This is a genomic window from Chitinophaga sp. (genome assembly GCF_035761305.1).
Classification (GTDB): Bacteria; Bacteroidota; Bacteroidia; order Chitinophagales; family Chitinophagaceae; genus Chitinophaga.
The window spans coordinates 12549-38121 of sequence record NZ_DASTRI010000265.1 but is presented as its reverse complement, the minus strand read 5'-3'; the positions used below and the strand labels follow the sequence as shown (position 1 = coordinate 38121).

Here is a 25573-nt window from a genome sequence, read left to right as displayed (position 1 = left end):
ATGCTAAAAAGATTTCCTATGAGGAAAAGTATAATCGTTCTGGGACTTTTGCTAAGCGCCGTATTGCCCAGGGCTGCACAGGCGCAGGTAGATCCGCATTTTTCCCAATACTATGCCTACCCGTTATGGTTAAACCCTGCCTTAACCGGCGTGCTGGACGGCGACTACCGCGTCAGCGCCAACTACCGTAACCAGTGGACCAACTACGGCAAAGCTTTTGCTACCACCGGCGTTTCGGTAGATGCGGCTACGGATAAGAACATGGGCATAGGATTGAACGTACTGAACATGTCGGCCGGGGATGCGGGGTATAATTACTTTAACGCTATGGCCAGCTTTTCCTACAGCGGCGTAAAGCTGGGCGCTACCCAAACCACCCGCATTGTGTTTGGCGTGCAGGCAGGCGTTATCAGCCGCAAGGTAGATCCCTCCAAGTTCCAGACCGGCAGCCAGTGGAACCCGGTACTGGGCTTTGATCCCAGCATGTATAACGGGGAGAGCCTGAATAAAACATCTTCCACCAGCTTTGACGCAGCAGCCGGTGTGCTGTTCTTTGATGGCAATCCCAATCACCACCTCAATCCTTTTGCAGGCGTTTCTGCCGGTCACCTCACACAGCCCGAAGATCCGTTTGTGGCAAATGACAATCACAAATACCCGCTCCGCTACCTGGCGCACGGCGGCACCAAAATAAGGCTAACGGAGCAGTTGAGCATTACCCCGCATGGCCTGTACATGCGCCAGGGAAATGCAGATGAAAAGGTGCTGGGCATTTACGGCCAGTACACGGTAAACCCCGAGTTTGACCTGCTGGCCGGCGCCACTTACCGCTTTGATGATGCTGTGATACCTTTTACCGGTTTTCATTATAAGAATTTTGTGTTAGGACTTAGCTATGATGCCAATGTTTCCAGCCTGCACCGGCTGACTACCGGCAGCAATAACAGCTTTGAGATTTCCCTTTCATTTATAAGCCGCAAAAGAAGAGTGCTGTCAGAAGAATATTTTATTTGCCCAAGGCTGTAAAAGTTAAAATACCCTCAGATGAAAAGAATTATACACTGTTGGCTCATTACCCTGCTATGCAGCATCAGTGCCGCGCATGCACAATACGTGTATGATTTCCGCCGCACCGCCGATGTATACTACAACGCAAAGGACTATTACTCCGCCGCGCAATACTACAGCAAGGCATTAGGCACCTATAAGAACCCGCCCCTGCATGTGCTGCCCTATGCGATCAATGCCGGGGTAACTTCCGCTCCAAAGGAAAGGAGCAATAAGGTCAGGGATTATGAAACCATTGTATACCGGCTGGCAGAGTCGTACCGGCAGTATAACGATTTTGGTAATGCAGAAACCTACTATGCGCAAACAGTAGGTTTTGATAACCCTGCAACCTTTCCGCTGGCCCGTTTCTGGTATGGCGTATGCCTGCGCGCTAACGGCAAGTACCAGGAAGCGCTGGACCAGCTTAATCAGTTCAAGCAAACATATACCAACGCAGATGCCATCTCTACCCGCCTGGCGCTGGAAATAGCGTGCTGTGAATTTGCATTGTCGGCAGCTAAAATAAACCCGCGTTACACCATTGGCAAAATAGGCGGCAATGTGAATACCGGCGGCGCTAACTACGCGCCGGTAGCTATGGATAATAAAACCCTGCTGTTTACCTCATCCCGTCCTGAGAACCTGGGTAACGATAAGGAAAAGAAAGGAAACCCTTATGTGAACGATCTGTTTATTGCGGAAGGCCAGGGTACTGCATTTGACAGCAGCCGTAAGGTGAGCATACCGGCGGTTAAAGGGATGGACCAGGGCGTAGCCACCGTTACAGCCGATGGCAGCAGGATGTTTATTACCCGCTGGACCCGCGAAAACGGGGAAAAGCATGCATCCATCTACGTAAGTAATCGCCAGGGCAATGGCTGGTCCGAGCCAAAGGTGCTGGGACCGGAAGTGAATGTGCCTGGTTTTAACGCCATGCAGCCCTTTGTTACCGCAGATGGTAAATACCTGTTCTTTGCCTCTAACCGCCCCGGCGGCATGGGCATGAATGATATCTGGTACAGCCCCCTGCAAAACGGGGTGCCCGGCGCTGCCAAGAACATGGGTACCGGCATTAACTCCCGCGAAGATGAACAGGCGCCTTATTACAATGTGCAGGATGGTTTGTTCATTTTCAGCTCCAATGGCCGCGTGGGCCTGGGCGGACTGGATTTTTTCATGAGCCAGGGCGCCCTGGGAAACTGGTCGTCCCCGAAAAACATGGGCCTTCCCCTGAACTCGCCCAAGGATGATATTTATTTTACCCCTGTTGATAAAAAGCACCCCCTGAACGGCGGCTACTTCAGCTCCGACCGCGAGTCAGTATGCTGCCTGGAGCTGTTCAGCTTCAAACGGAAGGCAAAAATAGCCGGCGGCCAGGTGCTGGACTGCGACGGGCAGCTGCCGCTTACCGGCGCTACCGTTACCCTGTTAGATACGGTGCAGCAAAAGGTGCTGCAGCAGGTAACCGTAGATGAAACCGGCCATTACAACTTTGATGTGGATATACAAAGGCAGTACAAGGTAATGGTGGAGAAGGAGAACTATTTCTCGAAAGCGATTTATTTTAACACCGGTCAGCTGGTGAGCATCGACTCGCTCATGAACCCATCTGTATGCCTGAACCGTTATGAGATAGGCAAGCCCATTATTCTCAAAGACATCTATTATGACTTTAACAAGGCCACCCTGCGGCCGCAGTCTTTGATTGTGCTGGACACGGTAGTATCTATTATGCAGGATAACCCGAATATAATTATTGAAATGGGTTCCCATACAGACAGTAAGGGTACCGATACATATAACGTGAAGTTATCACAGGCCAGGGCGCAATCCTGTGTGGATTACCTGGCCGGCAAAGGCATTCCGGTGTCCCGTATGGTAGCCAAGGGGTATGGCGAGTCAAGGCCGATAGCCCCCAACACAATGCCTAACGGAAAGGATAACCCGGACGGGCGCCAGCTGAACAGGCGTACGGAGTTTAAAGTGTTACGCATTCAGCCCCAATTACAGTAATCCCGAAAGTAGCTGGAACCATATCCTATAACCAGCACACCTACCACGAAAAGCAATAGCCGGCATCATTGCCGGCTATTGGCTTTTTATCACTCTTCACTTTTGGGAATGGTTTTGGGTTAACATATGGTACCGTACAGACTATAGGTTAAATGATCAGTGCAGGGGTAAATGGCTGAAGCATAAGCACGGTTTCTGTTTATATTAAGGGCTTTCAATTATTTTTCTGTTAACGGTTTAGTATAGTTTGCCCCTGGGCAAATGTGTATGTTAAACGGGGGCTGTTGTAAAAGGTTACAGGCGCCGGTAAAAAAACGCTAATTTTTTTTTGCATACACATAAAACTGCCATACCCGCAGATGCCCTGCTGCAGCGGGTTTATAGTTGCAACAAATGTTGTGGAAGGAAAATATCCGGCGGTCGGATGGGTAACGTGCATGTATATACGTATAATGGTTCGTACATACGAAATAAAAACTGCGCTTATACCGGTGTGGAAGCCGGGTTGCCATTAACCGGCCGTTTATTAAAACCGGCTATTATTTTATTACCTTTGCCCCTGTTTTACCTATAAACCAGTAAACTAACAAGCAAGTATGTCGCTCATTGTCGTAGGTTCTATGGCGTTCGATGAAATAGAAACGCCCTTTGGAAAATCAGGACGGGTTATCGGCGGTTCCGCAACCTTTATTGCCTGGACTGCTGCTAATTTCATACAGCCCATTAACCAGGTATCTGTGATCGGCGGCGATTTCCCGCAGGCTGAGCTGAATGCGCTGGCAGCCAAAGGCGTGGCGCTGGATGGGGTGCAGATCAAGAAAGACCGCCCTTCTTTTTACTGGTCCGGTAAATATCATATGGATATGAACACCCGCGACACCCTGGTAACAGAGCTGAACGTGCTGGGCGACTTTAACCCTGTGATCCCCGACAGCTACCAGGGCAGCGAGTTCCTGGTGCTGGGTAACCTGTCGCCGCAGGTACAGATCAGCGTAATAAACCAGCTGAAGGAGCGCCCCAAGCTGATTGTGCTGGACACCATGAACTTTTGGATGGAAGTAGCCCTGGACGACCTCAAAAAGGCGCTGACCATGGTAGATGTGCTGATGATAAACGATGGCGAAGCCCGGCAGCTCAGCGGCGAGTACTCCCTGGTAAAAGCCGCTAAAAAGATATTGTCTATGGGTCCCCGTTATCTTATCATCAAGAAAGGGGAGCATGGCGCGCTGCTGTTCCATGAGAACCATGTATTTTTTGCACCTGCCCTGCCGCTGGAAGACGTATTTGATCCCACCGGCGCCGGTGATACCTTTGCAGGTGGCTTCATAGGCCACCTGGCTAAAACCAAGGATATTTCTTTTGAGAACATGAAAACGGCCATTATCGTAGGTTCTGCCATGGCCTCTTTTTGCGTGGAGAAATTCGGTACCGCCCGCCTGAAGGAAATTACCCACGAAGACATCAGCGCCCGCCTGGAGCAGTTTGTAGAGCTGGTGAACTTTGATATAGACCTGGTATAGCCATACCGCCGCAAGCCGGCTATAAAATAAAAAAGCTGCAGGCGATGTGTTAAACACTGCCTGCAGTTTTTTTATGCCGGCGCCGCTGTTTTCACTTTAAACAGCAACGTTCAGCGGTTGCCCGGCGTTTGTTTCATGCTAAATAAACGCAGCGTGTCTCTCATCACCCCATCCATCCTCACCCATTCCCTCATCTATCATCTTCCTTCCTCATCCTCCCCCATCTGCACATCTGTATATCTGCACATCCGCACATCTATTTAAATATTCCATTCAGCACCGCTGCCAGCCGCAACCCGCCTTTCAGCAGCTGCTGGTTCAGGTTGTCCAGGAACCAGTAATTATACCGGAAGCTGAGCTTATCGCCTTCCCTGGTTTTAGCATAGATCTTATCAGACAGTATGTGCGACTCATACATCCAGTCCTGTATGCTGCCGCTTTGCAGCTGTTTTACTTTGGCGGCCGGCTCAATATCCAGCGCGCGGGCATACTCTGTATAGCTGAGCTGCTGGAACTCAACCAGGTGCTCGTCCCACACGCGGTGCAGGTTGGTGGGCTGGTTAAACCAGAATACGCTGATCTTATTGCCGCCCTGGTCCTCATCCCGTCCTACATGCAGGGGCTGGTGCATATCGCCCAGCAGGTGCACCAGGAAGGTGAGTGCAAAGATCTTCTGCTCTTTGGTAGCGGTGGCAGACTTCAGCTGCTTAATCATGGCCAGCGTTTCATCGTACAGGTGCCCGCTTTTACCGGCAGCCAGCAGCGCATTGAATTTTTCCCGGCTAATGTTGCCCGGGAAGTCCATGTAATGCCACGAAGACGTATGATCATACTTATGCGTGGTATCTGATTTAATAAAATCAGGCCAGTTGGCAATCATGGCCAGGGGCTGCCGGCCTAGCAGCGCGGTAATGGCCTTGCGGGCCTCCGGTGTCAGGTGCTGGTAAGCAATTTCCGCCACCACCCGGTGGCCGGTGGGCCCCCACGCAAAACCTGTAAGCGGCAGCAGGGGTAATAGTAATCCCAAAAACAGACGGTAAAGAATTGTTGAACGCATACATCTAAAGTAAGCCTCAAATATGTGAAAATAACTCCAGATCCCAATGGCCGCTCATGTATCAGGGCTTCCTGCATTTACGCCGGGGCAGAACGCCACAAGTTTTGTAAATTTGATACATCCAATAACAATAAGCGCCATTACTAAAATAATATGCCATTTAAGATACATGCACCATATGAGCCGGCAGGCGACCAGCCTTCGGCTATTAAGCAGTTAACAGAAGGGATCCGGAAAGGAGAGCCATTCCAGACCCTGTTAGGGGTAACAGGCTCCGGTAAAACATTTACCATGGCCAATGTGATCCAGCAGGTGCAAAAGCCCACCCTGGTGCTCACCCACAACAAAACCCTGGTAGCCCAGCTGTATGGGGAGTTCCGCCAGTTCTTCCCGGAAAATGCCGTGGAATACTTTGTATCGTACTACGATTACTATCAGCCCGAAGCCTACATGCCGGTAAGCGACACGTATATAGAAAAAGATCTTTCTATAAATGAGGAGCTGGATAAGCTGCGCCTGCGCGCCACCTCCAACCTGCTGTCGGGCCGCCGGGATATTATAGTGGTAGCCAGCGTTTCCTGCATATATGGTATGGGTAACCCTAATGAGCTGGAAAACGGCATACTCCGTATCAACAAAGGCCAAACCATCAGCCGCAATGCCCTGCTGCATAACCTGGTGAACTCACTGTACACCCGTACCACCGGCGACTTTACCCGCGGGTCTTTCCGCGTGCAGGGCGATACCGTGGATGTGAACCTGCCTTACGTGGATTACGGCTACCGCATTACTTTTTTTGGGGATGAGATTGAGGAGATAGAAAGTATTGATACAGCCAACGGCAAGCGCATCCTGTCTATGGAAAACGCCGCCATTTTCCCGGCCAACCTGTACCTGGCGCCTAAAGATATGATGCAGCAGATCATTTTCGAGATACAGGACGAGCTGCTGGCCCAGGTAGAGTATTTCCGCTCCCAAGGCAAGCACCTGGAGGCGCAGCGCCTTTCCGAGCGGGTGAATTACGACCTGGAAATGATACGGGAGCTGGGGTATTGCAGCGGTATTGAGAACTATTCCCGCTTCCTGGACCGGCGGCAGCCCGGTACTCGCCCCTTCTGCCTGCTGGATTATTTTCCAAAAGACTTCCTGATGGTGATAGATGAAAGCCACCAGACCATTCCGCAGATCAGCGGCATGTATGGCGGCGACCGTTCCCGTAAGATCACCCTGGTGGATTTTGGCTTTCGCCTGCCCTCTGCCATGGATAACCGCCCCCTGAACTTTTATGAGTTTGAAAGCCTCATGAACCAGGTAGTGTTCGTAAGCGCCACCCCCGGCGAATACGAGCTGCAGCAAACAGAAGGGGTGGTAATAGAGCAGGTGGTGCGCCCCACCGGTCTGCTGGACCCGCCCATTGAAATAAGGCCCAGTGTGAACCAGGTAGATGACCTGCTGGATGAAATAGATCGCCGCGTACAAAAAGGCGACCGTGTGCTGGTAACCACGCTCACCAAACGCATGGCGGAGGAAATGGATAAATACCTGGGACGTATTAATATTAAGTCGCGCTACATACACTCGGAAGTAGACACCCTGGAGCGGGTGGAAATTTTGCGCGACCTGCGCCTGGGTAAAATAGATGTGCTGGTAGGCGTAAACCTGCTGCGTGAGGGCCTGGACCTGCCGGAGGTGTCGCTGGTAGCCATACTGGATGCGGATAAGGAAGGTTTCCTGCGCGATGAGCGCTCCCTCACACAAACCGCCGGCCGTGCGGCCCGTAACGTGGATGGCCTGGTGATTTTTTATGCCGATAAGATCACGGAGAGCATGCAGCGCACAATCGACGAAACCAACCGCCGGCGTGAAAAACAAATAGCCTACAATATTAAACACGGTATTACACCCAAAACAGTACGTAAGTCGGTAGAGCAGATCATGGGGCAAACTTCTGTATTGGAAATCAAGAACTACGACGAACATTCGCCTTATGCGGTGCACCAGGAAATGTCGCTCGTGGCGGAAGAGGCCATTACGTACGCAAAAGGGGAGGCCGCCAATGCCAAAACTATTCCCCAGCTGGAAAAGGCTATTGCCAGGGTGAGAAAGGAAATGGAAAAGGCCGCCAGGGACCTGGATTTCATGGAAGCGGCCCGCCTCCGCGACCACATGTTCGCCCTGCAACGCGAGCTGGAGGAAATGAAATAGTACGTACTAAAAAGGGCCGGCTCCCGGCCCTTTTTAGTATTATAAATAATTATATATATGTTTTCTGTAGCCATGCTAATTAACCCTCTCCAATTTTTTATCAATATATATTTTATTAACTAATAAGTGATTATGGCGTTTGGGCCAGTTTAACAACAGTTCCCGGTGCCGCCTTGTTAGAAAATTGTTAAGCCCTATGTCTTTCCCATATTAATTCAATGATTATCAATTATTTATTGCCTTTTTCGTACGTATGCATCCTACGTAAGTAACCCCTAAAATCTGCTTAACATTATAATAATTCATAATATTATTGATTTTGGATCAATAATGCTGTTTTTTATTCAATCATTTCTATTTTTCTCACTTTTGTTTGGCTGTTTGGAGCAAATAAATACTTTTGTTAAAGAAATATCTAAAAACATAAGATATGAAGAAAACTGCATTTCAGGATTACATTCCCTTCATCGTTCTTGCTTTACTGGCAGTAATCGGCATGTTTGTGCCTACAGTAACAACTTATGCTGATGCCAGCAAGTATAACTTTGGTGACATTGCCTGGGTTTTGGTGGCTGCCTCACTGGTGTTCTTAATGACACCGGGTTTATCGTTCTTCTACGGAGGTATGGTAAACCGCAAAAACGTGATCAATACCATGATGCAGAGCTTTATTGCTACCGGCTTAATAAGCGTATTATGGGTAGTAATAGGGTTTAGTCTTTCTTTTGGCGAATCCTGGCATGGTTTGATCGGCAATCCCGCCACCTTCTTCTTCTTCAAAGGGGTAGGCTCCGGTGCACCCTGGGCTGGCGCAGGCACTATTCCCCTGCTGCTGTTTGCCCTGTTCCAAATGAAGTTTGCCATTATTACACCTGCCCTGGTAGTTGGGGCTACGGCAGAGCGTATACGTTTTACCTCTTACGTACTGTTCATGGTGTTATTCAGCCTGCTGGTATATGCGCCCATAGCCCACTGGACCTGGCACCCGGACGGCATCCTGTTTAAACTGGGTGTGCTGGATTTTGCCGGCGGTACGGTAGTGCACATCTCTGCGGGTTGTGCAGCCCTTGCAGGCGCTATTGTTTTGAAACGCAGAAAAGATCATATAGAGAAGAAAGAGCTGCAGCCCGCCAACATACCTTTTGTATTAATGGGCACCGGTTTACTGTGGTTCGGCTGGTTTGGTTTTAACGCCGGTTCTGCAGTAGCCGCCAACAGCCTGGCAGTATCTGCTTTTGCTTCTACCAACACTGCCGCTGCTGCTGCAGGCCTCTCCTGGTTATTCTTTGATGTGATCCGCGGCCGCAAACCTTCTGCATTAGGCTTTTGTATAGGCGCTGTAGTTGGCCTGGTGGCTATTACGCCCGCTGCCGGCTATGTAGCTGTTCCGCAAAGTGTTTTCATCGGCTTTATTGCTGCCATCATTTCCAATATGATGGTACACTATAAATCAAAAACCAGCATCGACGATACGCTGGATGTATTCCCCTGCCACGGCATAGGCGGTATGACGGGTATGCTGCTCACCGGTATTTTTGCCACCAAGGCAATTAACCCCGGCGGCGCAGATGGCTGGTTCTATGGTAACTTTGACCTGTTCAAGCACCAGGTATTAGGCTTGCTGCTGGTAGTTGGCTACAGCTTCACCGTATCTTACGGCATCTTTAAGCTAATCAACTTCATCCACCCGCTGCGCGTATCTGACGAAGAGGAAGTACTGGGCCTGGATGCTTCACAACACAATGAACATTACCATCCCGCGCTGATGAGCGTGAATGGCAAGGGTACCCTGAAGGAAGAAGATATCCTGCACTAAATCAATCTATACTATAACGCTAATAATGAATAATTAATAATGAATAATTAATAGCTAACCGTGATATGCGTGTATTATTAATTATTCATTATTAATTATTAACTAATTCCGGAGTTGTACCCAAAACAAGCACATTAGAAGTAGCAGAAAAGTAGCGTTCAAAACATTTTTCAACATTATTTATTAATCCGGTTCCACTAAAATTTTTATCAACCAGTTTCATTTAGCATGAAACAGGTCTGATTGAAACAGCTCAGTCATGCCTGTAAATTCCCAAAGCCTGTTAAAAAACGGGCAGGGGGCTTCGTGTGCCAATGAAAAATAAAACTTTACAGGATGAAAAAAACGCTCATGACCACCTTCGCCATCTGCAGCTTTTTTGCAGCCTTTGCCCAATCGGCAGACACTACAAAGCCGCAGGAAGCGTTTAAGCTCTCCGGTTCTGCGGATGTGTATTACAAGTATAACTTCAACAGGAATGTAACAGATAACAAAACCAGCTTTACCAATTCACACAACTCCTTTGAGCTGGGTATGGTATCGCTGAAGGTGGAACATGGCTTTAAGCAGGGCAGCATTGTAGCCGACCTGGGCTTCGGCCGCCGCGCTGCGGAGTTTTCCTATAACGATACGCTGAACAGCAAAAACGGAATGGCTATGGCCATTAAACAGCTGTACGTAAGCTACCAGGTAACAGACAAAATAAAGGTAAGCCTGGGCAGCTTTGCCACGCATATAGGTTATGAGCTGGTAGATGCTTACCTGAACCGCAACTACAGCATGAGCTATATGTTCAGCAACGGCCCGTTCTTTAACACCGGTGTAAAAGTGGATGTTGCCATTACCAGTTACCTGAGCGCCATGATAGGCGTGTTTAACCCCACGGATCTTAAGTCGGTTGATTTCAGCGATCATAAATACATAGGCGCGCAGGTAGGTTTTACGCCCGCAAATACGCCGCTTAAACTATACCTCAATTACCTGGAAGGAAAAGATACTGCGGGCGTACAAAACCACCAGCTGGATTTTGTAGGCATTTACCAGGTAAATGCCATGCTGGGCCTGGGGTATAACGGCACCTTCAGCACGTACAGGGATTCCCATAAAAAAACCGGGGAGGCAGGATCGGAAAGCGTGAAATGGTGGGGATCTGCGTTGTACGTTAATCTTGATTTTACCGATAATCTGGGACTTACGCTGCGCGGCGAATATTTTGAAGATAATGACGGCCTGAAAACCTTTGCCGGCGCGCTGGATGGCGGACATGTAATGGCCGGCACGCTTACGTTTAACTATAAGGCCGGCAACCTTACTATTATGCCCGAGTTCCGGCTGGACAACGCCTCACGCGATATTTTCACCAAACATTCCGGTGTGCCCACCGGCACCACGGCAAACGTGCTGCTGGCAGCCACCTATCACTTCTGATGTTCCTCCGGCCTTTTTTTATATATTGTATGCCAAATTACAGAGCATGTTGCAGGCCACGACTTTGAAGTTTTTAAAAAATCTGGGTAAGAATAATAACAAGGAATGGTTTGATGCGCACAAACCGGATTACCAGGATGCTAAAGCCGATTATGAAACCCTGGTACAGCAGCTGATTGACGGGCTTAGCAGGCAGGACGCCGAAGTAAGCGGGTTACAGGTAAAGGACTGTACTTTTCGTATATATAAAGACGTTAGGTTCTCAAAAGATAAAACACCTTACAAAACAAACATGGGCGCCGCCTTTTCACCTGGCGGCCGCAAATCAGTCAGGCCCGGTTATTATTTTCACCTGGAGCCGGGCGGTAACAGCTTTGCCGGCGGCGGGCTGTGGATGCCGGAAGCGCCTGTGCTGAAAAAGGTGCGGCAGGAAATAGATTATAATTTCCCCGAGTTTCAGCAGATCATCAGCAATAAAGATTTTATAAAATACTTTGGCAAGATAGACGGGGAAGCGCTTAAAACAGCACCGCAGGGCTACCAGCCCGATAACCCTGCCATTGCTTACCTGAAGCTGAAAAGCTTTACAGTATGGCATAGTATGTCGGATGATGCCTGCACGCAGCCGGCATTGGTGCGTGAAGTACTGAAAGTGTTTGCGGTAATGCAGCCCTTTTTGAAGTTCCTGGACCGGGCCGTGAATGACTAATGCCCAATGGGTGCGCCTTTTGCCGAATGCAGCGTACCTGGTTGAAAAAGGAGAAAAGGTTCTACAATCCCTTTTCTCCTTTTTTAATTGCTTCTGTAATTCCCTTAAATTAATTCTTGTGTATCAAAAACTCAAATGGGCGGGCTTTACGGTTTTTTAATAAGTTTTCTTTGTCAGTACGGGTGTGTGCAAACTTCTGGTTGTACACATTGGCCACTTCAATAATAGGAATGATGCCATCCAGCGTATCCTGCTGATCAACAATGTTCATTATGCGGGATACTTGGGAAGAAAAATTGCTGCTCCATTCTTCCGTGAATTTGTGCATCAATAAAAGCTCGCGATTGGTGTTGGTCTTCATAGGATTAAGGGTGTTTACAGATTAGACAAAATATACGATTGCTGCGTAGCACTCTCTCATGTATTGGCATAAGTTGATAATTTTTCATAAGAAGCAAGTCGGCATAGGATTATGATACCAAAATCCAATTTTAAACAGCACAAATCAATACTACTTCCGTGTAATTTTTACGCTTGTACCGTATGCTTTTATTAAAATTTAATCGAAAGGCCCTGCTATAATCAGGGCACTTTCAATTACTTATACCCAAAAATCGTATATGCATTAATGAAAGATACATATATGATCGGTTGAGATGTATAACTGCAGTTTTAAATCATCTTTTGCGCGTGCAGGTATTCTGCAATCTGCACTGCATTTGTTGCAGCGCCTTTTCGCAGGTTATCCGCTACTATCCACATATTCAGCGTATTAGGCTGTGTTTCGTCACGGCGTATACGGCCTACAAAAACTTCGTCTTTATCATGTGCATCCTTAGGCATAGGATATTGTTGTTTTGAGGGCTCATCTACTACTATTACACCCGGAGTTTTCTCCAAAGCTTTACGTACTTCGTTAATATCGAAGTCTTTTTCAAATTCTATGTTTACGGATTCGCTGTGTCCACCGATCACGGGTATACGAACTGTGGTAGCAGTAACGCGTATACGATCATCTCCCATGATTTTTTTGGTTTCGTTCACCATCTTCATCTCTTCCTTGGTGTAACCATTTTCCAGGAACACATCTATCTGGGGAATTACATTCAGATCAATAGGGTATGCATATGCCATGTCGCCGCTTACGCCTTTACGTTCATTCATCAGCTGGTTTACAGCTTTTACACCGGTACCGGTTACAGACTGGTACGTGGAAACTACTACGCGGTTAATCTTATATAACTCATGTAATGGGTTCAACACCAGCACCATTTGTATAGTGGAGCAGTTAGGGTTGGCAATGATCTTATCTTCGGCGGTCAGGGTTTTACCATTTATCTCCGGCACCACCAGCTTTTTGGTGGGGTCCATTCTCCAGGCGCTGGAGTTGTCTACCACCGTAATGCCGGCAGCTGCAAACTTGGGCGCCCATTCTAGGGAAGTGCTGCCCCCTGCGGAAAACAGCGCCACATTCGGCTGCATGGAAATAGCCGTATCTGCGGTTACTACCTTATAAGTCTTGCCCTTGAATGTCACTTCCTTACCAACAGACTTCTCAGAGGCTACAGGTATGAGTTCTGTAACCGGGAAATTTCTTTCCGCTAACACTTGTAACATTTTAGAGCCTACCAGCCCGGTAGCGCCCACTACGGCAACTTTCATTGTGGAAATAAGTAATTTTTGCGACCATACAAAGCAGCTACAGTTTACAACTGTATAGGGCTCAATACGATCTGTTAAAGAACATTTTTCAGGAAGCGCAAAAATACTATCTTATTCGTTATATTCGCAGCCTCACCAATCAATTATTTTATTATGCGCACACTCATTTTTTGTGTGGCGCTAATGTTACTATCTTCTCGCTCTCATTGTCAGATTCTTGAACATTTTGATCCGTTATCATCTGTTGTATGGCAGGGTATAGATACCGCCTGGCAGATTAAAGACGGCCGCCTTCAAAGCAATTACCTGCAGCCCAACAGCCGCTTTGGATTATGGGCGCCTGCCGGTGTTGGCCTGCCCGCCGCCTGGGAATGGTGGATGCAGCTGGGCTTCAATACTTCCTCCAATAATTATGTGGAGGTGTACCTGCTGTCTGACAGCAGCGACCTGGCTAACGATCATTTAACCGGCTGTTTTGTGCAGATAGGCAACAAAGATGACGAAGTATGCCTGTACGTTAAAACAGCCGGAAATGCGCCTGAAAAGCTCATAAACGGGCAGGATGGTATTACGGCCCACTCCACCACCACGCTGAAGGTAAAAGTAACCTGTGATGATACAGGCACCTGGCGGCTATGGACAGATACCTCCGGCACCGGCCGGTACTATGTGCTGCAGGGCACAGCCACCGCGGCCCCGCCGGTAGCCGCCGCCTGCTTTGGCATACTGATAAGGCAGTCTACCCCGGGCTTTTTTCAGCAACACTTTTTTGATGATGTAACCGTAGTGCCGCTGGTGAAAGATACCGTGGCGCCGGCGGTAAAAACCGTTGCTGTGCTCAATGATCATGAGCTGCTGCTGCAGTTCACGGAGCCGGTAGACAGCGCCGCTCAACTGCCGGCCCATTACCGGGCCGGTAATAATGCCGGCGCGCCCGCCGCTGTACAACTGGCGGCAGATGGCATACACCTGTATTTCGCCGCTGCTTTTCCCAATGGCGATACAATGCGTTTACAGGTGCAGGGCATCACCGACCTGGCAGGCAACGCGATGCCTACCGTAACACTGCCGTTCCTGTATTATCAACCCGGCCGTTATGGTGTATTGATAAACGAAATATTTCCCGATCCTGAACCAGCCGTAGGCCCGCCGCTGCCGGAGTTTATTGAGCTGCGGAACACAGCGCCTCACCCGGTATCGCTGCAGAGCTGGCGGCTGGCAGCCGGCACCGGCCAGGCTATGCTGCCTTTTTACCAGCTGCCTGCCGGCGGTTTGCTGGTATTGTGCCCGCGCAGCAAAGCAACCCTGTTTGACAGCAGTATTAATGTATTGGGGTTGGATGATTTCCCTGCCCTGGGCAATGACGCAGATACCCTGGTGCTGTACAATGCTGCCGGCGCAGTTATGCATGCAGTGGCCTATGATAAAGCCTGGTATGCAGCTGCCGGTAAAGAGAACGGCGGCTGGAGCCTGGAAATGATGTCGGCTGCTGCACCCTGCAGTGGTGGACTGAACTGGCGGGCTGCAACAGCCGCTACGGGCAGCACGCCCGGCAAGCCTAACTCCGTGGCCACTACCCGTGCAGACACCTCCCTGCCGGACCTGCTGCGGGCGTATATGTCCGATAGCCTGCATGCCGGGCTTTACTTCAGCAAAGCAGTGGATAGCCTGGCAGCTGTTGATCCCGCACATTACCAGCTAACAACGGGGCTGCTGCATGTAGCCGCTGCTACGGCGGTGCCTCCGTTGTTTAATACGGTACAGCTGCTGCTGTCAGCGCCGTTGCAAGGTATTTACACCTTACGGGTAAAAGATGTTACGGACTGCACCGGGCAGCCCGTAAGCGCCCTTGATACCGCTGTGCTGGCCCTGCCGGTAATGGCCGACAGCGGAATGATAGTGATCAATGAGCTGCTTTTTGATCCTAAACCGGCCGCCCCGGAATTTATAGAGCTGTATAACCGCAGCGCCCGGGCTGTGGATTTACAGCAGCTGTACCTGGCTATGGTAGACCGTGACGGGCAGCCCGGCGCGCCGGTGCCATTAAGCAAAACACCCCGGCTGCTGCTGCCCGGCCAATACCTGGCCCTTACCCGCGACCCCGAAGCCTTGTGCCGTGGTTATACCTGTAAGGCCTGGGAAAATTTATTACAGGTCGTTAACCTGCCTGCTTTCCCGAATGACGGAGGAACTGTAGGCCTGTATAATACCTTTAACAGCACGGTTGACCTTTTTTCTTATACACCGGGTATGCAGCTGTCGCTTGCAGGCAACACCAAAGGCGTATCGCTGGAGCGCCTCAGCACCGCGCAGCCCACCGGCGATGATGCTAACTGGCACCCGGCTGCGGTTACCGCGGGCTACGCCACTCCGGGTTATGTAAACTCCCAGCAACTGAACCTGCAGGAAACAGCAGCCGGGGAGGTAAGCCTGCACCCTGCGGTAGTATCGCCGGATAATGATGGTATGGATGACCTGGCCGTAATTACCTGCCGGCTGCCGGCGCCGGGCTATATTGGCAACATCACCATTTTCGACGCACAGGGCCGGCCGGTGCGGCAATTGCTGCAAAACGGGGTGCTTGGCAACAGCAATAATATTATCTGGGACGGCCTGGGAGAAAGCAAACAGCAGCTGCCGGTTGGCATTTACATTGTATTTACAGAAATTTTTGACGGGCAGGGACATGTAAAACGCTGGAAACTACCTGTGGTGGTGGCCCGGCGTTTAAACTAAAAATCCTGTAAATCACCGGGTAACCATCTTAAATTAATTATTTATATTTGCCCTCCTAAAAATTTGAACATGCAGTATAGAGAAATTGTTGCAGTAACCGGTCTGGGCGGATTGTTTCAATTATTAGCCAGTAAACAGGACGGCGCTATTGTTCGTTCTCTGGAAGACAAAAGCACCCGCTTTGTTTCATCCCGTGTACACAACTTTACCCCACTGGAGAGTATTGAAGTATTCACCACCGGCGATAATGTAAACCTGGCAGAGGTGTTTAAAGCCATGCAGGAAAAAGAAGCGGAGCATCAGATAGTGGCCGCCAATGCCGACAACAACGCTATTAAGGCTTATTTCAGGAACGTATATCCCACCTTTGATGAGGAGAAGGTATATGTGAGCGATATGAAAAAGATGGTAAAATGGTATGCCATCCTGAAGACGAATGACCTGCTGAAATTTGATGAGATACTGAACCCGCAGGAAGGGGAGGGCACAGAAACACCGGCCGAAGCGCTGGTAGGTGAACCTTCGCCTGCACCGGAAGCAGTAGCAGAAGAAAAGCCGGCTAAAAAAGCAAAAGCGCCCAAAGCAGCCGCCAGGGAAAAAGAAGAAGCCGATGCCGCAGCTCCTGCTGAAAAGCCTGCTAAAAAAGCTGCTAAAGCTAAGAAGGAAGACGCAGCCGGTGACGAAGCCGCTGCGCCGAAAAAAACTACCCGCAAAAAGAAAACAGAAGAATAATAATCACGGATTGTCAATTACGGACTAGGGGCGAAGTGCAGTTGTAGCGCTAACATCCCCGGTTCGTAATTGACAATTGCTGCTTCACTTATCAACAGCAAAAGGTTTAGCGCAGCGTTTTCAGGCAGCTGCGCGACCATGCCAATAGCCCTTTTAAAGCATCTGACCCCTATCACCAGCTTTTTCTATTCACACAATAAATTTTCAAAGGCATTGCCTGTAAAAGCGGAATGCCCTCTCCTAATTATCATTACTTTAACAGCCATTACGAATTCGTAATTGATAATTCATAATTATCTTAGTAAAATGGAAACTTTAAATGCAAATATTGAAAAGCTGCCCCGCCGTTTTTTGCCGGAGAACTTTACCGTTACTACCTGGGAGGCGCTGCAGCCATATTTTGAAGAGCTGAAACAACGCCCCCTCAATAACCTGGCTGAGCTGGAGCAATGGTTGAAAGACATCAGCGAGCTGGAAGCAGTGGTAAGTGAAGACGCCTGCTGGCGCCAGATACGTATGACCTGTGATACCACCGATAAACAGCTGGAGGAAGCCTTTACTTATTTCTGTATGGAAATACAGCCCAAGCTGCAACCTTATGCCGATGCGCTGAACCGCAAGCTGCTGAATACCGATCTTTCCAAAGAGCTGGGCGATGATTATGCCACTTACCTGCGCAGCGTGCGCAAGCAGGTAAAGCTGTTCCGTGAACAGAATGTGCCGCTGCTGGCGGAGCTGAGCGTAATGGCACAGCAATATGGCGTAATATCCGGTAAAATGACCATTGAGGTGAACGGGCAGGAATATACGCTGCAGCAGGCCGCCAAGTTCCTGGAAAACAGCGACCGCGCCCTGCGGGAAGAAGTATTCCGCAAAACCAATGAGCGCCGCCTGCAGGATAAAGACACCCTGGATAAGCTGTACACCGCGCTGGTGGAAAAGCGCGACCAGGTAGCCAAAAATGCGGGCTTTGCCAATTACCGCGATTATAAGTTTGAAGACCTGGGCCGCTTTGACTATACCAAAGAGGACTGCTTCCAGTTTCATGCCGCTGTAAAAGAGCATATACTGCCGCTGGTAAAAGACATTCAGCAACGCCAGGCCAAAAAGCTGGGATTAGAGGTGCTGAAACCCTGGGATGCTGATGCAGAAGCGCCGGGTACCACGCCGCTGGAGCCCTTTCATACCGGCGCGGAGCTGGTTAATAAAGCCATTGCCTGCTTTGACGAGCTGGGGCCTTTCTTTGGCAACTGCCTGCGCGTAATGCAGCAAATGGGCCGCCTGGACCTGGAAAGCCGCAAAGGCAAAGCGCCCGGTGGCTACAACTGCCCGCTGGCAGAAACCGGGGTGCCCTTTATTTTCATGAATGCCGCCGGGCAAATGAAAGACCTTACCACCATGGTGCATGAAGGCGGGCACGCCGTGCATTCGTTCCTGAGCCATTACCTGCCGCTGAGCGCCTTTAAGGAATACCCTATGGAAATAGCGGAGGTGGCCAGCATGAGCATGGAGCTGTTCACGATGGACCACTGGGATATATTTTTCAGCGATAAGGAGGAGCTGCGCCGCGCTAAAATGCAGCAGCTGGAACGCGCCATCACCATCTTCCCCTGGATAGCTACGATAGATAAGTTCCAGCATTGGGTATACGAGCACCCGCAGCACACGGTAGAAGAACGTACGGCGGCCTGGGTGAATATCCTGAACGAGTTTACAACAGATATGGTTGACTGGAGCGGGCTGGAAGCCTACCGCGCCATTAGCTGGCAAAGGCAGCTGCACCTGTTTGAAGTGCCATTCTATTACATTGAGTACGGCATTGCGCAGCTGGGCGCTATTGCCATGTGGAAGCAGTATAAGGAAAATAAGCAGCAGGCGCTGGACAATTATGTAAAAGCGCTAAGCCTGGGCGGCACCCGCACCTTGCCGGAGCTGTATAAAACAGCAGGCATCCGCTTTGACTTTTCACCTGCTTATGTAAAGGAGCTGGCCGATTTTGTACAGCAGGAGCTGCATGCTATTATAGCTGATAAATAACGGCAATTGAATATAAAAAAGAGGCTGCGTCATAGAAACATGATGCAGCCTCTTTTATTATTGGTTAAACCTTAATACGCTACTTACACGCTTTACAAACCCCGCTTACCACTACTTCAATATTATGCGCCGCATATCCCTTAGGCAGCTGTATAACCGGTATATCCGTGTCGTCGAGGCAAAGGGTATTGCCACATTCTTCGCATTTAAAATGCACATGATGATCATGATGGTGCTCGGGGGAGCATTCTGATTTGCATAGCGCATACTGTACGCTGGTATCTGTAGTAGGTATTTTATGGATAATGCCTTTATCAATAAAAGCCTGCAGCGTACGGTAAATGGTAACCCGGTCAAACGCCTGGCCAGCCAGCTTTTTCTCAAAATCGCTATGCTCCAGCGCACCATTGCTTTTCATGAACAGCTCCAGTATTTTTACCCGGGTTTCCGTTACGCTTAAATGGCTGTTCCGCAATATATCGGTAATCTGGTCTTTGTTATTTTTCATGGCAATGAAAAATTAATAACTGCACATAAATTCAATCACACTAAAATCTATTCGTTCATTAGCCGGTCAATATCATTGATCAGCTTATCAATGTCCGACTTTTTTGTTCCTTCATACAACCCGCGTACCCGGCCTTCGCCGTCAACCAGGGCAAACCACTGGGTATGCACAAAATCTTCTTCACCGGTATAGGTGCCGTCGTCCAGCATATAGCCCTGCCGTGCCAGCTTATACAGCTCTTTCTTTGGGCCGGTAAGGAACCACCAGTTACGCGCATCCGCACCGTGTTTTTCCGCATAGGCTTTCAGTACCGGTACGCTGTCGTGGTCAGGATCTACGGTATGGGAAAGAATAAGAAAATTCGGGTTATCCTTATACCTGGCATATACTTTTTCCATGTTCCGGTTCATCCTGGGACAAATGCCGGTGCAGGTGGTGAAAAAATATTCCGATACGTATATTTTGCCTGTTACATCCTTGCTGGTAATGGTGCGGCCCTCCTGGTTGGTAAAAGAAAACCCGCCTATTGTATGGCCGGGGCTACCCAGCACCGGTAACTTCTCTTTCCCGAAAAAGCTGCCTGTTTCCTGCATGGTTACAAAGCCGGCATACCCTAAAAAGGTGATGCTGAGCAGTGCAAAGAAAATGATTAAGAATATTGTTTTTTTTGACATACAACCCCCTGCTTTAATGTATCTGTAAAGGTACAACAAAAACATGCATTCCGGGAAGGCGGCGGGCGTGGTAGCAGGTGAGCGGCTACGGGGGCGGTTTCCGGCGCATATGCAGGCAGGGGCAGGATTGCCGTTTGACTGCGCGGCAGAAGTTATCATGCATAAAACTATTTGCAACATTGTTGCAAATAATACATAGCTTTGTGGCATGCCTGGAAAATTGTTGCGTAAGCTAAACCTGGATGCGCTGGGAATTGGCGCCTCCCTGCTTTGTGCCGTACACTGCGCAGTACTGCCGGTATTGGTTACCCTGCTACCCCTGTTGGGTTTGCGTATGCAAGGGAATGAAAAATTGGAGCACGCCCTGCTGGCATGCACCTTTGTAATAGGCGTTGCAGCATTGTTAAAAGGCTATCGCCGTTACCGGCAGCTACAGCCGCTGCTTTGGTTCCTGGCGGGCTTCGCCGGGCTGCTGCTGGGGCATTATAGCCTGCCGCCGGCATGGCAACCGGCTGTTATTGCAGCAGGCGCCGTATGCATCATTATCGCACATATCCGCAACCTGCATAAATGCAGGATGCATTAATACCACCATATACATAATACCATGAAAAAGTTACCCGTTACGGTGCTGAGCGGCTTTTTAGGCGCCGGTAAAACCACGCTGCTCAACCATGTGCTGCATAACCGTCAGAATTTGCGTGTAGCCGTTATAGTGAATGACATGAGTGAGGTGAATATAGATGCGCAGCTGGTTAAAAATGAGCAGGTGCTGCACCGCACCGAAGAGCAGCTGGTTGAGATGAGCAACGGCTGCATATGCTGTACCCTGCGGGAAGATCTGCTGCGCGAAGTAGCGGCGCTGGCGGAACAACAGCGGTTTGATTATTTGCTTATAGAATCTACCGGCATTTCTGAACCGCTGCCGGTAGCGCAAACCTTTTGCTACCAGGATGAGCAAAGCCGGATAGACCTGAGCCGCGTAAGCCGGCTGGACACACTGGTAACCGTGGTAGACGCCTATAATTTCAGCAGGGATTTTAACAGCATTGCACTGCTGCAGGACCGCGGGTTAACAGGCAACACAGCCGACGAACGCACCCTGGTAAACCTGCTTACGGAGCAGGTAGAGTTTGCCAATGTAATTGTGGTGAACAAGTGCGACCTGGTAACGCCCGGGCAGCTGGGCACACTAAAGGCGGTGTTGCGCAAGCTGAATGCGGTAGCGCGCATTATTGAGAGTGTGAACGGCATGGTGCCGCCGGCAGAGATACTGAACACCGGTCTTTTTGATTTTGAGCAAACCTCTCAAAGCGCCGGCTGGATGGCGGAGCTGGAAGGCGCACATATGCCTGAAACAGAAGAATACGGCATTACTTCTTTTGTGTACCGCAGCCGGGAGCCTTTTCACCCCGCGCGTTTATGGCGCTATATTAATGAGCAGTGGCACGGCAATATTCTGCGCAGCAAGGGATTGCTATGGCTGGCTTCCCGCCCGCACATAGCCGTGAACTGGAGCCAGGCCGGCCCCTCCCTGCGGGCGGATAAAGCCGGCTTTTGGTGGTGCGCTGTTCCCAGGCAGCAATGGCAAATGGACCGCGCATCCTACGAGCTGCTGGCTAACCGTTGGCATCCGCAGTTTGCTGATCGCTATAATGAAATTGTGATCATCGGACAGGAGCTGCGCCCCGACCGTATTACGCAGGAGCTGAATGCCTGCCTGTGCACTCCGCCGGAAGTAAAAAGCTGGCAGGAAGGGTGCGCCTTTGACGATCCGTTTCCAATGTTGTAGATCATTTTATTTAGGTTAGTCTAAATAATAATTTAGAACACTTGTATTCTATAACATAAATTTGCTAAGAAAATACTTCAAATGGCCAAAACAGTACGTTGCATAATTTTTTTATGCCTGCTGGCGGTGGGTAGCCGGGGCCAAACCGTACCAACCGGCCGGCTGAAAGGAACAGTGCTGGCAAACGGTAGGCCGGTGCCTTTTGCCAGTATTGGCTTTACCGATATTAAAACCGGTACTGTTACAGATACCAGCGGCGCCTATGAGCTGAACGGCCTGCCGCCCGGCCGCCACCAGCTGCAGGTAAGCGCTGTGGGCTTTGTAAGGCATGTACAGGCCGTGCAAATAAAAGCTGGCGCCACCAACCGCCAGCACATACAACTGCAGCCCGCTGCGTCCAGTTTAAATGAAGTAGTGGTAACCGGCACGTTGAAGCCCGTATCTAAAATGGAAAGCCCGGTACCGGTAGATGTGTTTACTCCCCTCTTCTTCCGCAAAAATCCAACCCCCAGCCTGTTTGATGCCCTGCAAAACGTAAACGGCGTAAGGCCGCAGCTGAACTGTAATGTGTGCAATACCGGCGATATTCACATTAATGGTTTGGAAGGCCCTTACACTATGGTGATGATAGACGGTATGCCTATTGTAAGCGCACTGTCTACCGTATACGGCCTGTCCGGCATTCCGAACAGCCTGGTGGAAAGGGTAGAGATTGTGAAAGGGCCGGCGTCTACCCTGTATGGTTCTGAAGCTGTAGCAGGGCTTATTAACGTCATTACCAAAGATCCTTCCCATGCGCCGTTGCTTACGGCAGATGTATTCAGCACCACCTGGCAGGAGTACAACGCAGACATTGGCCTGCGCATTAACGCCGGCAAAAGCAAATCGCTGCTGGGAATTAACTACTTCAATTACCAGCATCCGGTAGATAATAACGGCGACGGGTTTACAGATGTAACGCTGCAGCACCGCATATCCATATTCAATAAATGGACCTTTGCCCGAAGGCAGCAGCGTGTAGCCTCCCTGGCCGCCCGCTATTATTATGAAGACCGGTGGGGCGGGCAGGTGCAATGGACGCCTCACTGGCGTGGTACAGACAGTATATATGGCGAAAGCATCCGTACCAACCGCCTGGAGCTGATAGGCGTTTACCAGCTGCCGGTAAAGGAAAAGGTTATGCTGCAATATTCTTTTAACCTGCATGAACAGAACTCCGCCTACGGTAAAAACCGGTTCCTGGCCAACCAGGAAATAGCCTTTGCGCAGCTTACGTGGGACAAGCAGCTGGGCAAACATAACCTGTTAACGGGTATCCCTTTCCGTTACACCTATTATAATGATAACACCGTGGCCACCGAAAGGCCGGCAAACTATGGCCCCGTGGATGCGCCCAATAACACCTGCCTGCCTGGCGTGTTTGTACAGGATGAAATAAAGCTGTTTCCAAAGCATACGCTGTTGCTGGGCATGCGCTACGACTACAACTCCGTTCATTGCAACATATTTACGCCGCGGCTGGCCTATAAATGGGCGCCCGATGAGCAGAATGTGCTGCGGTTAAATGTAGGCACCGGTTACCGGGTAGTATCTGTTTTTACGGAAGATCATGCAGCGCTTACCGGCGCCCGGCAGGTAAAGATCACGGAAAACCTGCAACCGGAAAAAAGCTGGAACGTGAACCTGAACTATGTAAAAAAGATGAACCTGAACAATGTATACCTGGGCCTGGATATGTCGGCCTTTTATACCCGCTTCAGCAACAAGATCATCCCGGATTATACCAGTAATCCAAATGAGATCATTTACAGCAACCTGGATGGTTATGCGATATCCCGCGGACTAAGCCTGAATGCCGACGCTGCTTTTTCTTTTCCGTTAAAGATACTGGCCGGCGCCACTTTAATGGATGTGTACACTGTAATTAACCAGGGCGGGCAAACCATAAAGGAGCGGCCTTTGCTTACGGAAAGGGCTTCCGCTACCTGGACGGTTTCCTACACCTTTACCCGGTGGGGAATAACAGCGGATTATACCGGCAATTTATACGGACCTATGCGCCTGCCATTACAGGGCAGCCTCGATCCAAGGCCTGCCAGCTCGCCGGTATGGAGCCTGCAGAATATACAGCTTACTAAAAAATGCACCCGTGGATGGGAGGTGTACGGTGGCGTTAAAAACCTGCTGAATTTCAGGCCCCGTAAAGATGCCATTGCCCGGTCCTTTGATCCCTTTGATAAAAAAGTGATATTTGATGCGCGGGGCAATGCGGTGCCTGCCGCAGATAATCCCTATGCGCTTACTTTCGATACCAGCTACGTGTATGCATCTAACCAGGGAATCAGGGGGTTTTTAGGAATAAGATGGACGGTACAGTAGTTAATTATGTATTTTATTTTAACGAATGTGGTAAGCAGCCAATGCAGGCATAATTCGTAATTCGTAATTGATAATTCGTAATTTCATTCATGCGGTGTTGCTCACTTATCGCTCTTTACCTGTTGCTGGCGGCTGTGGCGCCGGCCCAGGTGCATTATACCACTTTTGAGCAGCTGGATAGCGCAGTACAGGCGGCCCCGCGTAAAACCTTTGTATTGATCCGCACCAGCTGGTGCGCCTACTGTAATATGATGGAACATACCACCCTGCAGAACAAAGCAGTGGTACAGCTGCTGAACAGCTGCTTTTACAGCGTTTCACTGGATGCTGAGCAGCAGCAGCCCGTTTACTTTAAAGGGAAAAAATATGCATTTCAGCCAAGAGGTAACGGCAGCGGCATGAATGAGCTGGCGGCGTTGCTGATGCGGGGAGAAAAGGCGGCATTGTACCCTTCCTTTGTATTGCTGGATGAGCAGTACCATATTATCTTCCGCTACAGCGGGTATATAGATGGCAAGCAGTTATTGCACATTTTGCAAAAGGCCTGTGCCGGTCATATGGATATTACAGCTTCAGCCCCAGTTTAATGCCCAACTGCAGGCTTGGGAGCACGCTTACCAGTTTGCCGTCATCTGCCTGCGCTATTCCATTGTTATCATGGTAATTGTGGTAGTAGTAGATTTTGCTGCGGATGCCTAATCCTATATAGGGGTCAAATACTATTTTACCTTTGGTGAACTGCCTGCCCAGGAGAAACTGCAGCCCGTATACGTGCTTGCTGGCCGACTCTTTATACTCGGTATCATTAATGGTTACCGGTTCATTGGGATAAAATACCTTTTTATAGAACAGCACCGGCTGAAAGTAGGTGCCGCCGGCACGGGAGTTGCCATTATAAAGGGAAAAAATGTACCAGCGCAGCGCTGCCCGGAAACCCAGGCCCCGGCCTTCCACAAACTGTTCGGTACTGATGTCGGGTTTCTTTTGTCCGATATCAATTTTTTTGGCCAGCAGGTAATCGGGATAGTCGGTATAAATGCCGGAAATACCAAGCTCCAGGCTGAGCTTTTCAGTCAGCTCCTGTTCCACATACACATCCAGCTCATTAATAAGGGTGGTGGGGTTTACTTTAATGTAGGTGCTGTTACGGAATGTTTGGGCCTGCCGTTCCTGTGCGCCGGCCGTAAGCGCATAACAGCATACAAACAATAAAACCAACAGTGTGCGTTTCATAAAAACAAACTGGGGGATAATC

Annotated in this window: 20 protein-coding genes; 14 read left to right on the top strand and 6 right to left on the bottom strand. The window is 49.6% G+C overall.

All coding sequences use genetic code 11. The features are described 5' to 3' along the window. The first annotated feature begins 18 nt into the window (after positions 1 to 18). From VFS25_RS22255 to VFS25_RS22245, 3 genes are all read left to right on the top strand, one after another. Positions 19 to 1026: a PorP/SprF family type IX secretion system membrane protein gene (locus VFS25_RS22255; protein WP_326464383.1), complete on the top strand. Its 1008-nt coding sequence runs from the start codon at positions 19 to 21 to the stop codon at positions 1024 to 1026. 18 nt (positions 1027 to 1044) lie between these two features. After that, the gene (locus VFS25_RS22250; RefSeq protein ID WP_326464382.1) at positions 1045 to 3063 is read left to right on the top strand and encodes an OmpA family protein; all 2019 of its coding nucleotides are present in this window, start codon (positions 1045 to 1047) and stop codon (positions 3061 to 3063) included. Positions 3064 to 3659: 596 nt separating this feature from the next. Then, entirely contained in the window at positions 3660 to 4583 is a 924-nt protein-coding gene (locus VFS25_RS22245) for a PfkB family carbohydrate kinase (RefSeq protein ID WP_326464381.1), read from the top strand. A 256-nt stretch (positions 4584 to 4839) separates the two neighbouring features. Here the strand turns inward: VFS25_RS22245 and VFS25_RS22240 are convergent, their stop codons facing one another. Further along, positions 4840 to 5610, bottom strand: a complete 771-nt coding sequence (locus VFS25_RS22240) for a S1/P1 nuclease (RefSeq protein WP_326464380.1) — start codon at positions 5608 to 5610, stop codon at positions 4840 to 4842. Positions 5611 to 5793: 183 nt separating this feature from the next. Between VFS25_RS22240 and uvrB the strand changes: the two genes are divergently transcribed. The 4 genes from uvrB (at position 5794) to VFS25_RS22220 (ending at position 11798) form a co-directional block, all read left to right on the top strand. Next, entirely contained in the window at positions 5794 to 7845 is a 2052-nt protein-coding gene (gene uvrB, locus VFS25_RS22235; RefSeq protein ID WP_326464379.1) for an excinuclease ABC subunit UvrB, read from the top strand. Between the two features lie 430 nt (positions 7846 to 8275). Further along, complete coding sequence (locus VFS25_RS22230; RefSeq protein WP_326464378.1) at positions 8276 to 9661, top strand: ammonium transporter; 1386 nt, start codon at positions 8276 to 8278, stop codon at positions 9659 to 9661. 336 nt (positions 9662 to 9997) lie between these two features. Beyond that, complete coding sequence (locus tag VFS25_RS22225) at positions 9998 to 11089, top strand: porin (RefSeq protein ID WP_326464377.1); 1092 nt, start codon at positions 9998 to 10000, stop codon at positions 11087 to 11089. A gap of 46 nt (positions 11090 to 11135) precedes the next feature. Beyond that, the gene (locus VFS25_RS22220; protein ID WP_326464376.1) at positions 11136 to 11798 is read left to right on the top strand and encodes a DUF2461 domain-containing protein; all 663 of its coding nucleotides are present in this window, start codon (positions 11136 to 11138) and stop codon (positions 11796 to 11798) included. Positions 11799 to 11907: 109 nt separating this feature from the next. Here the strand turns inward: VFS25_RS22220 and VFS25_RS22215 are convergent, their stop codons facing one another. Both VFS25_RS22215 and VFS25_RS22210 read right to left on the bottom strand, forming a co-directional pair. Further along, on the bottom strand, positions 11908 to 12159 hold the full coding sequence (locus VFS25_RS22215) for a hypothetical protein (protein WP_089906746.1): 252 nt from the start codon (positions 12157 to 12159) through the stop codon (positions 11908 to 11910). Between the two features lie 311 nt (positions 12160 to 12470). After that, complete coding sequence (locus VFS25_RS22210; protein WP_326464375.1) at positions 12471 to 13460, bottom strand: aspartate-semialdehyde dehydrogenase; 990 nt, start codon at positions 13458 to 13460, stop codon at positions 12471 to 12473. A gap of 183 nt (positions 13461 to 13643) precedes the next feature. Here VFS25_RS22210 and VFS25_RS22205 point away from each other — a divergent pair, with 183 nt between their 5' ends. From VFS25_RS22205 to VFS25_RS22195, 3 genes are all read left to right on the top strand, one after another. After that, positions 13644 to 16196, top strand: a complete 2553-nt coding sequence (locus tag VFS25_RS22205; protein WP_326464374.1) for a lamin tail domain-containing protein — start codon at positions 13644 to 13646, stop codon at positions 16194 to 16196. Between the two features lie 69 nt (positions 16197 to 16265). Next, positions 16266 to 16928 carry a DUF5606 domain-containing protein gene (locus VFS25_RS22200; protein ID WP_326464373.1) on the top strand — a complete coding sequence of 221 codons (663 nt, stop codon included), beginning with the start codon at positions 16266 to 16268 and terminating at the stop codon, positions 16926 to 16928. A 306-nt stretch (positions 16929 to 17234) separates the two neighbouring features. After that, positions 17235 to 18965, top strand: coding sequence for a M3 family oligoendopeptidase (locus VFS25_RS22195; protein WP_326464372.1), 1731 nt, complete (start codon positions 17235 to 17237; stop codon positions 18963 to 18965). 79 nt (positions 18966 to 19044) lie between these two features. Here VFS25_RS22195 and VFS25_RS22190 read toward each other — a convergent pair whose 3' ends face one another. Continuing rightward, positions 19045 to 19473 carry a Fur family transcriptional regulator gene (locus tag VFS25_RS22190; protein WP_326464371.1) on the bottom strand — a complete coding sequence of 143 codons (429 nt, stop codon included), beginning with the start codon at positions 19471 to 19473 and terminating at the stop codon, positions 19045 to 19047. Between the two features lie 47 nt (positions 19474 to 19520). Continuing rightward, entirely contained in the window at positions 19521 to 20147 is a 627-nt protein-coding gene (locus VFS25_RS22185) for an SCO family protein (protein WP_326464370.1), read from the bottom strand. Positions 20148 to 20355: 208 nt separating this feature from the next. Between VFS25_RS22185 and VFS25_RS22180 the strand changes: the two genes are divergently transcribed. The 4 genes from VFS25_RS22180 to VFS25_RS22165 all read left to right on the top strand — a co-directional run bounded on the left by VFS25_RS22180 (position 20356) and on the right by VFS25_RS22165 (position 24905). Continuing rightward, complete coding sequence (locus VFS25_RS22180) at positions 20356 to 20733, top strand: MerC domain-containing protein (RefSeq protein WP_326464369.1); 378 nt, start codon at positions 20356 to 20358, stop codon at positions 20731 to 20733. Between the two features lie 21 nt (positions 20734 to 20754). Further along, positions 20755 to 21939, top strand: coding sequence for a GTP-binding protein (locus VFS25_RS22175; RefSeq protein WP_326464368.1), 1185 nt, complete (start codon positions 20755 to 20757; stop codon positions 21937 to 21939). 81 nt (positions 21940 to 22020) lie between these two features. Beyond that, positions 22021 to 24318, top strand: a complete 2298-nt coding sequence (locus VFS25_RS22170; protein ID WP_326464367.1) for a TonB-dependent receptor — start codon at positions 22021 to 22023, stop codon at positions 24316 to 24318. Positions 24319 to 24407: 89 nt separating this feature from the next. Further along, entirely contained in the window at positions 24408 to 24905 is a 498-nt protein-coding gene (locus VFS25_RS22165; protein WP_326464366.1) for a thioredoxin family protein, read from the top strand. Here the strand turns inward: VFS25_RS22165 and VFS25_RS22160 are convergent. Next, a complete protein-coding gene (locus tag VFS25_RS22160; protein WP_326464365.1) occupies positions 24883 to 25551 on the bottom strand; it encodes a hypothetical protein in 669 nt (222 codons plus the stop codon). The genes VFS25_RS22165 and VFS25_RS22160 overlap by 23 nt on opposite strands. Between the last annotated feature and the right edge of the window lie 22 nt (positions 25552 to 25573).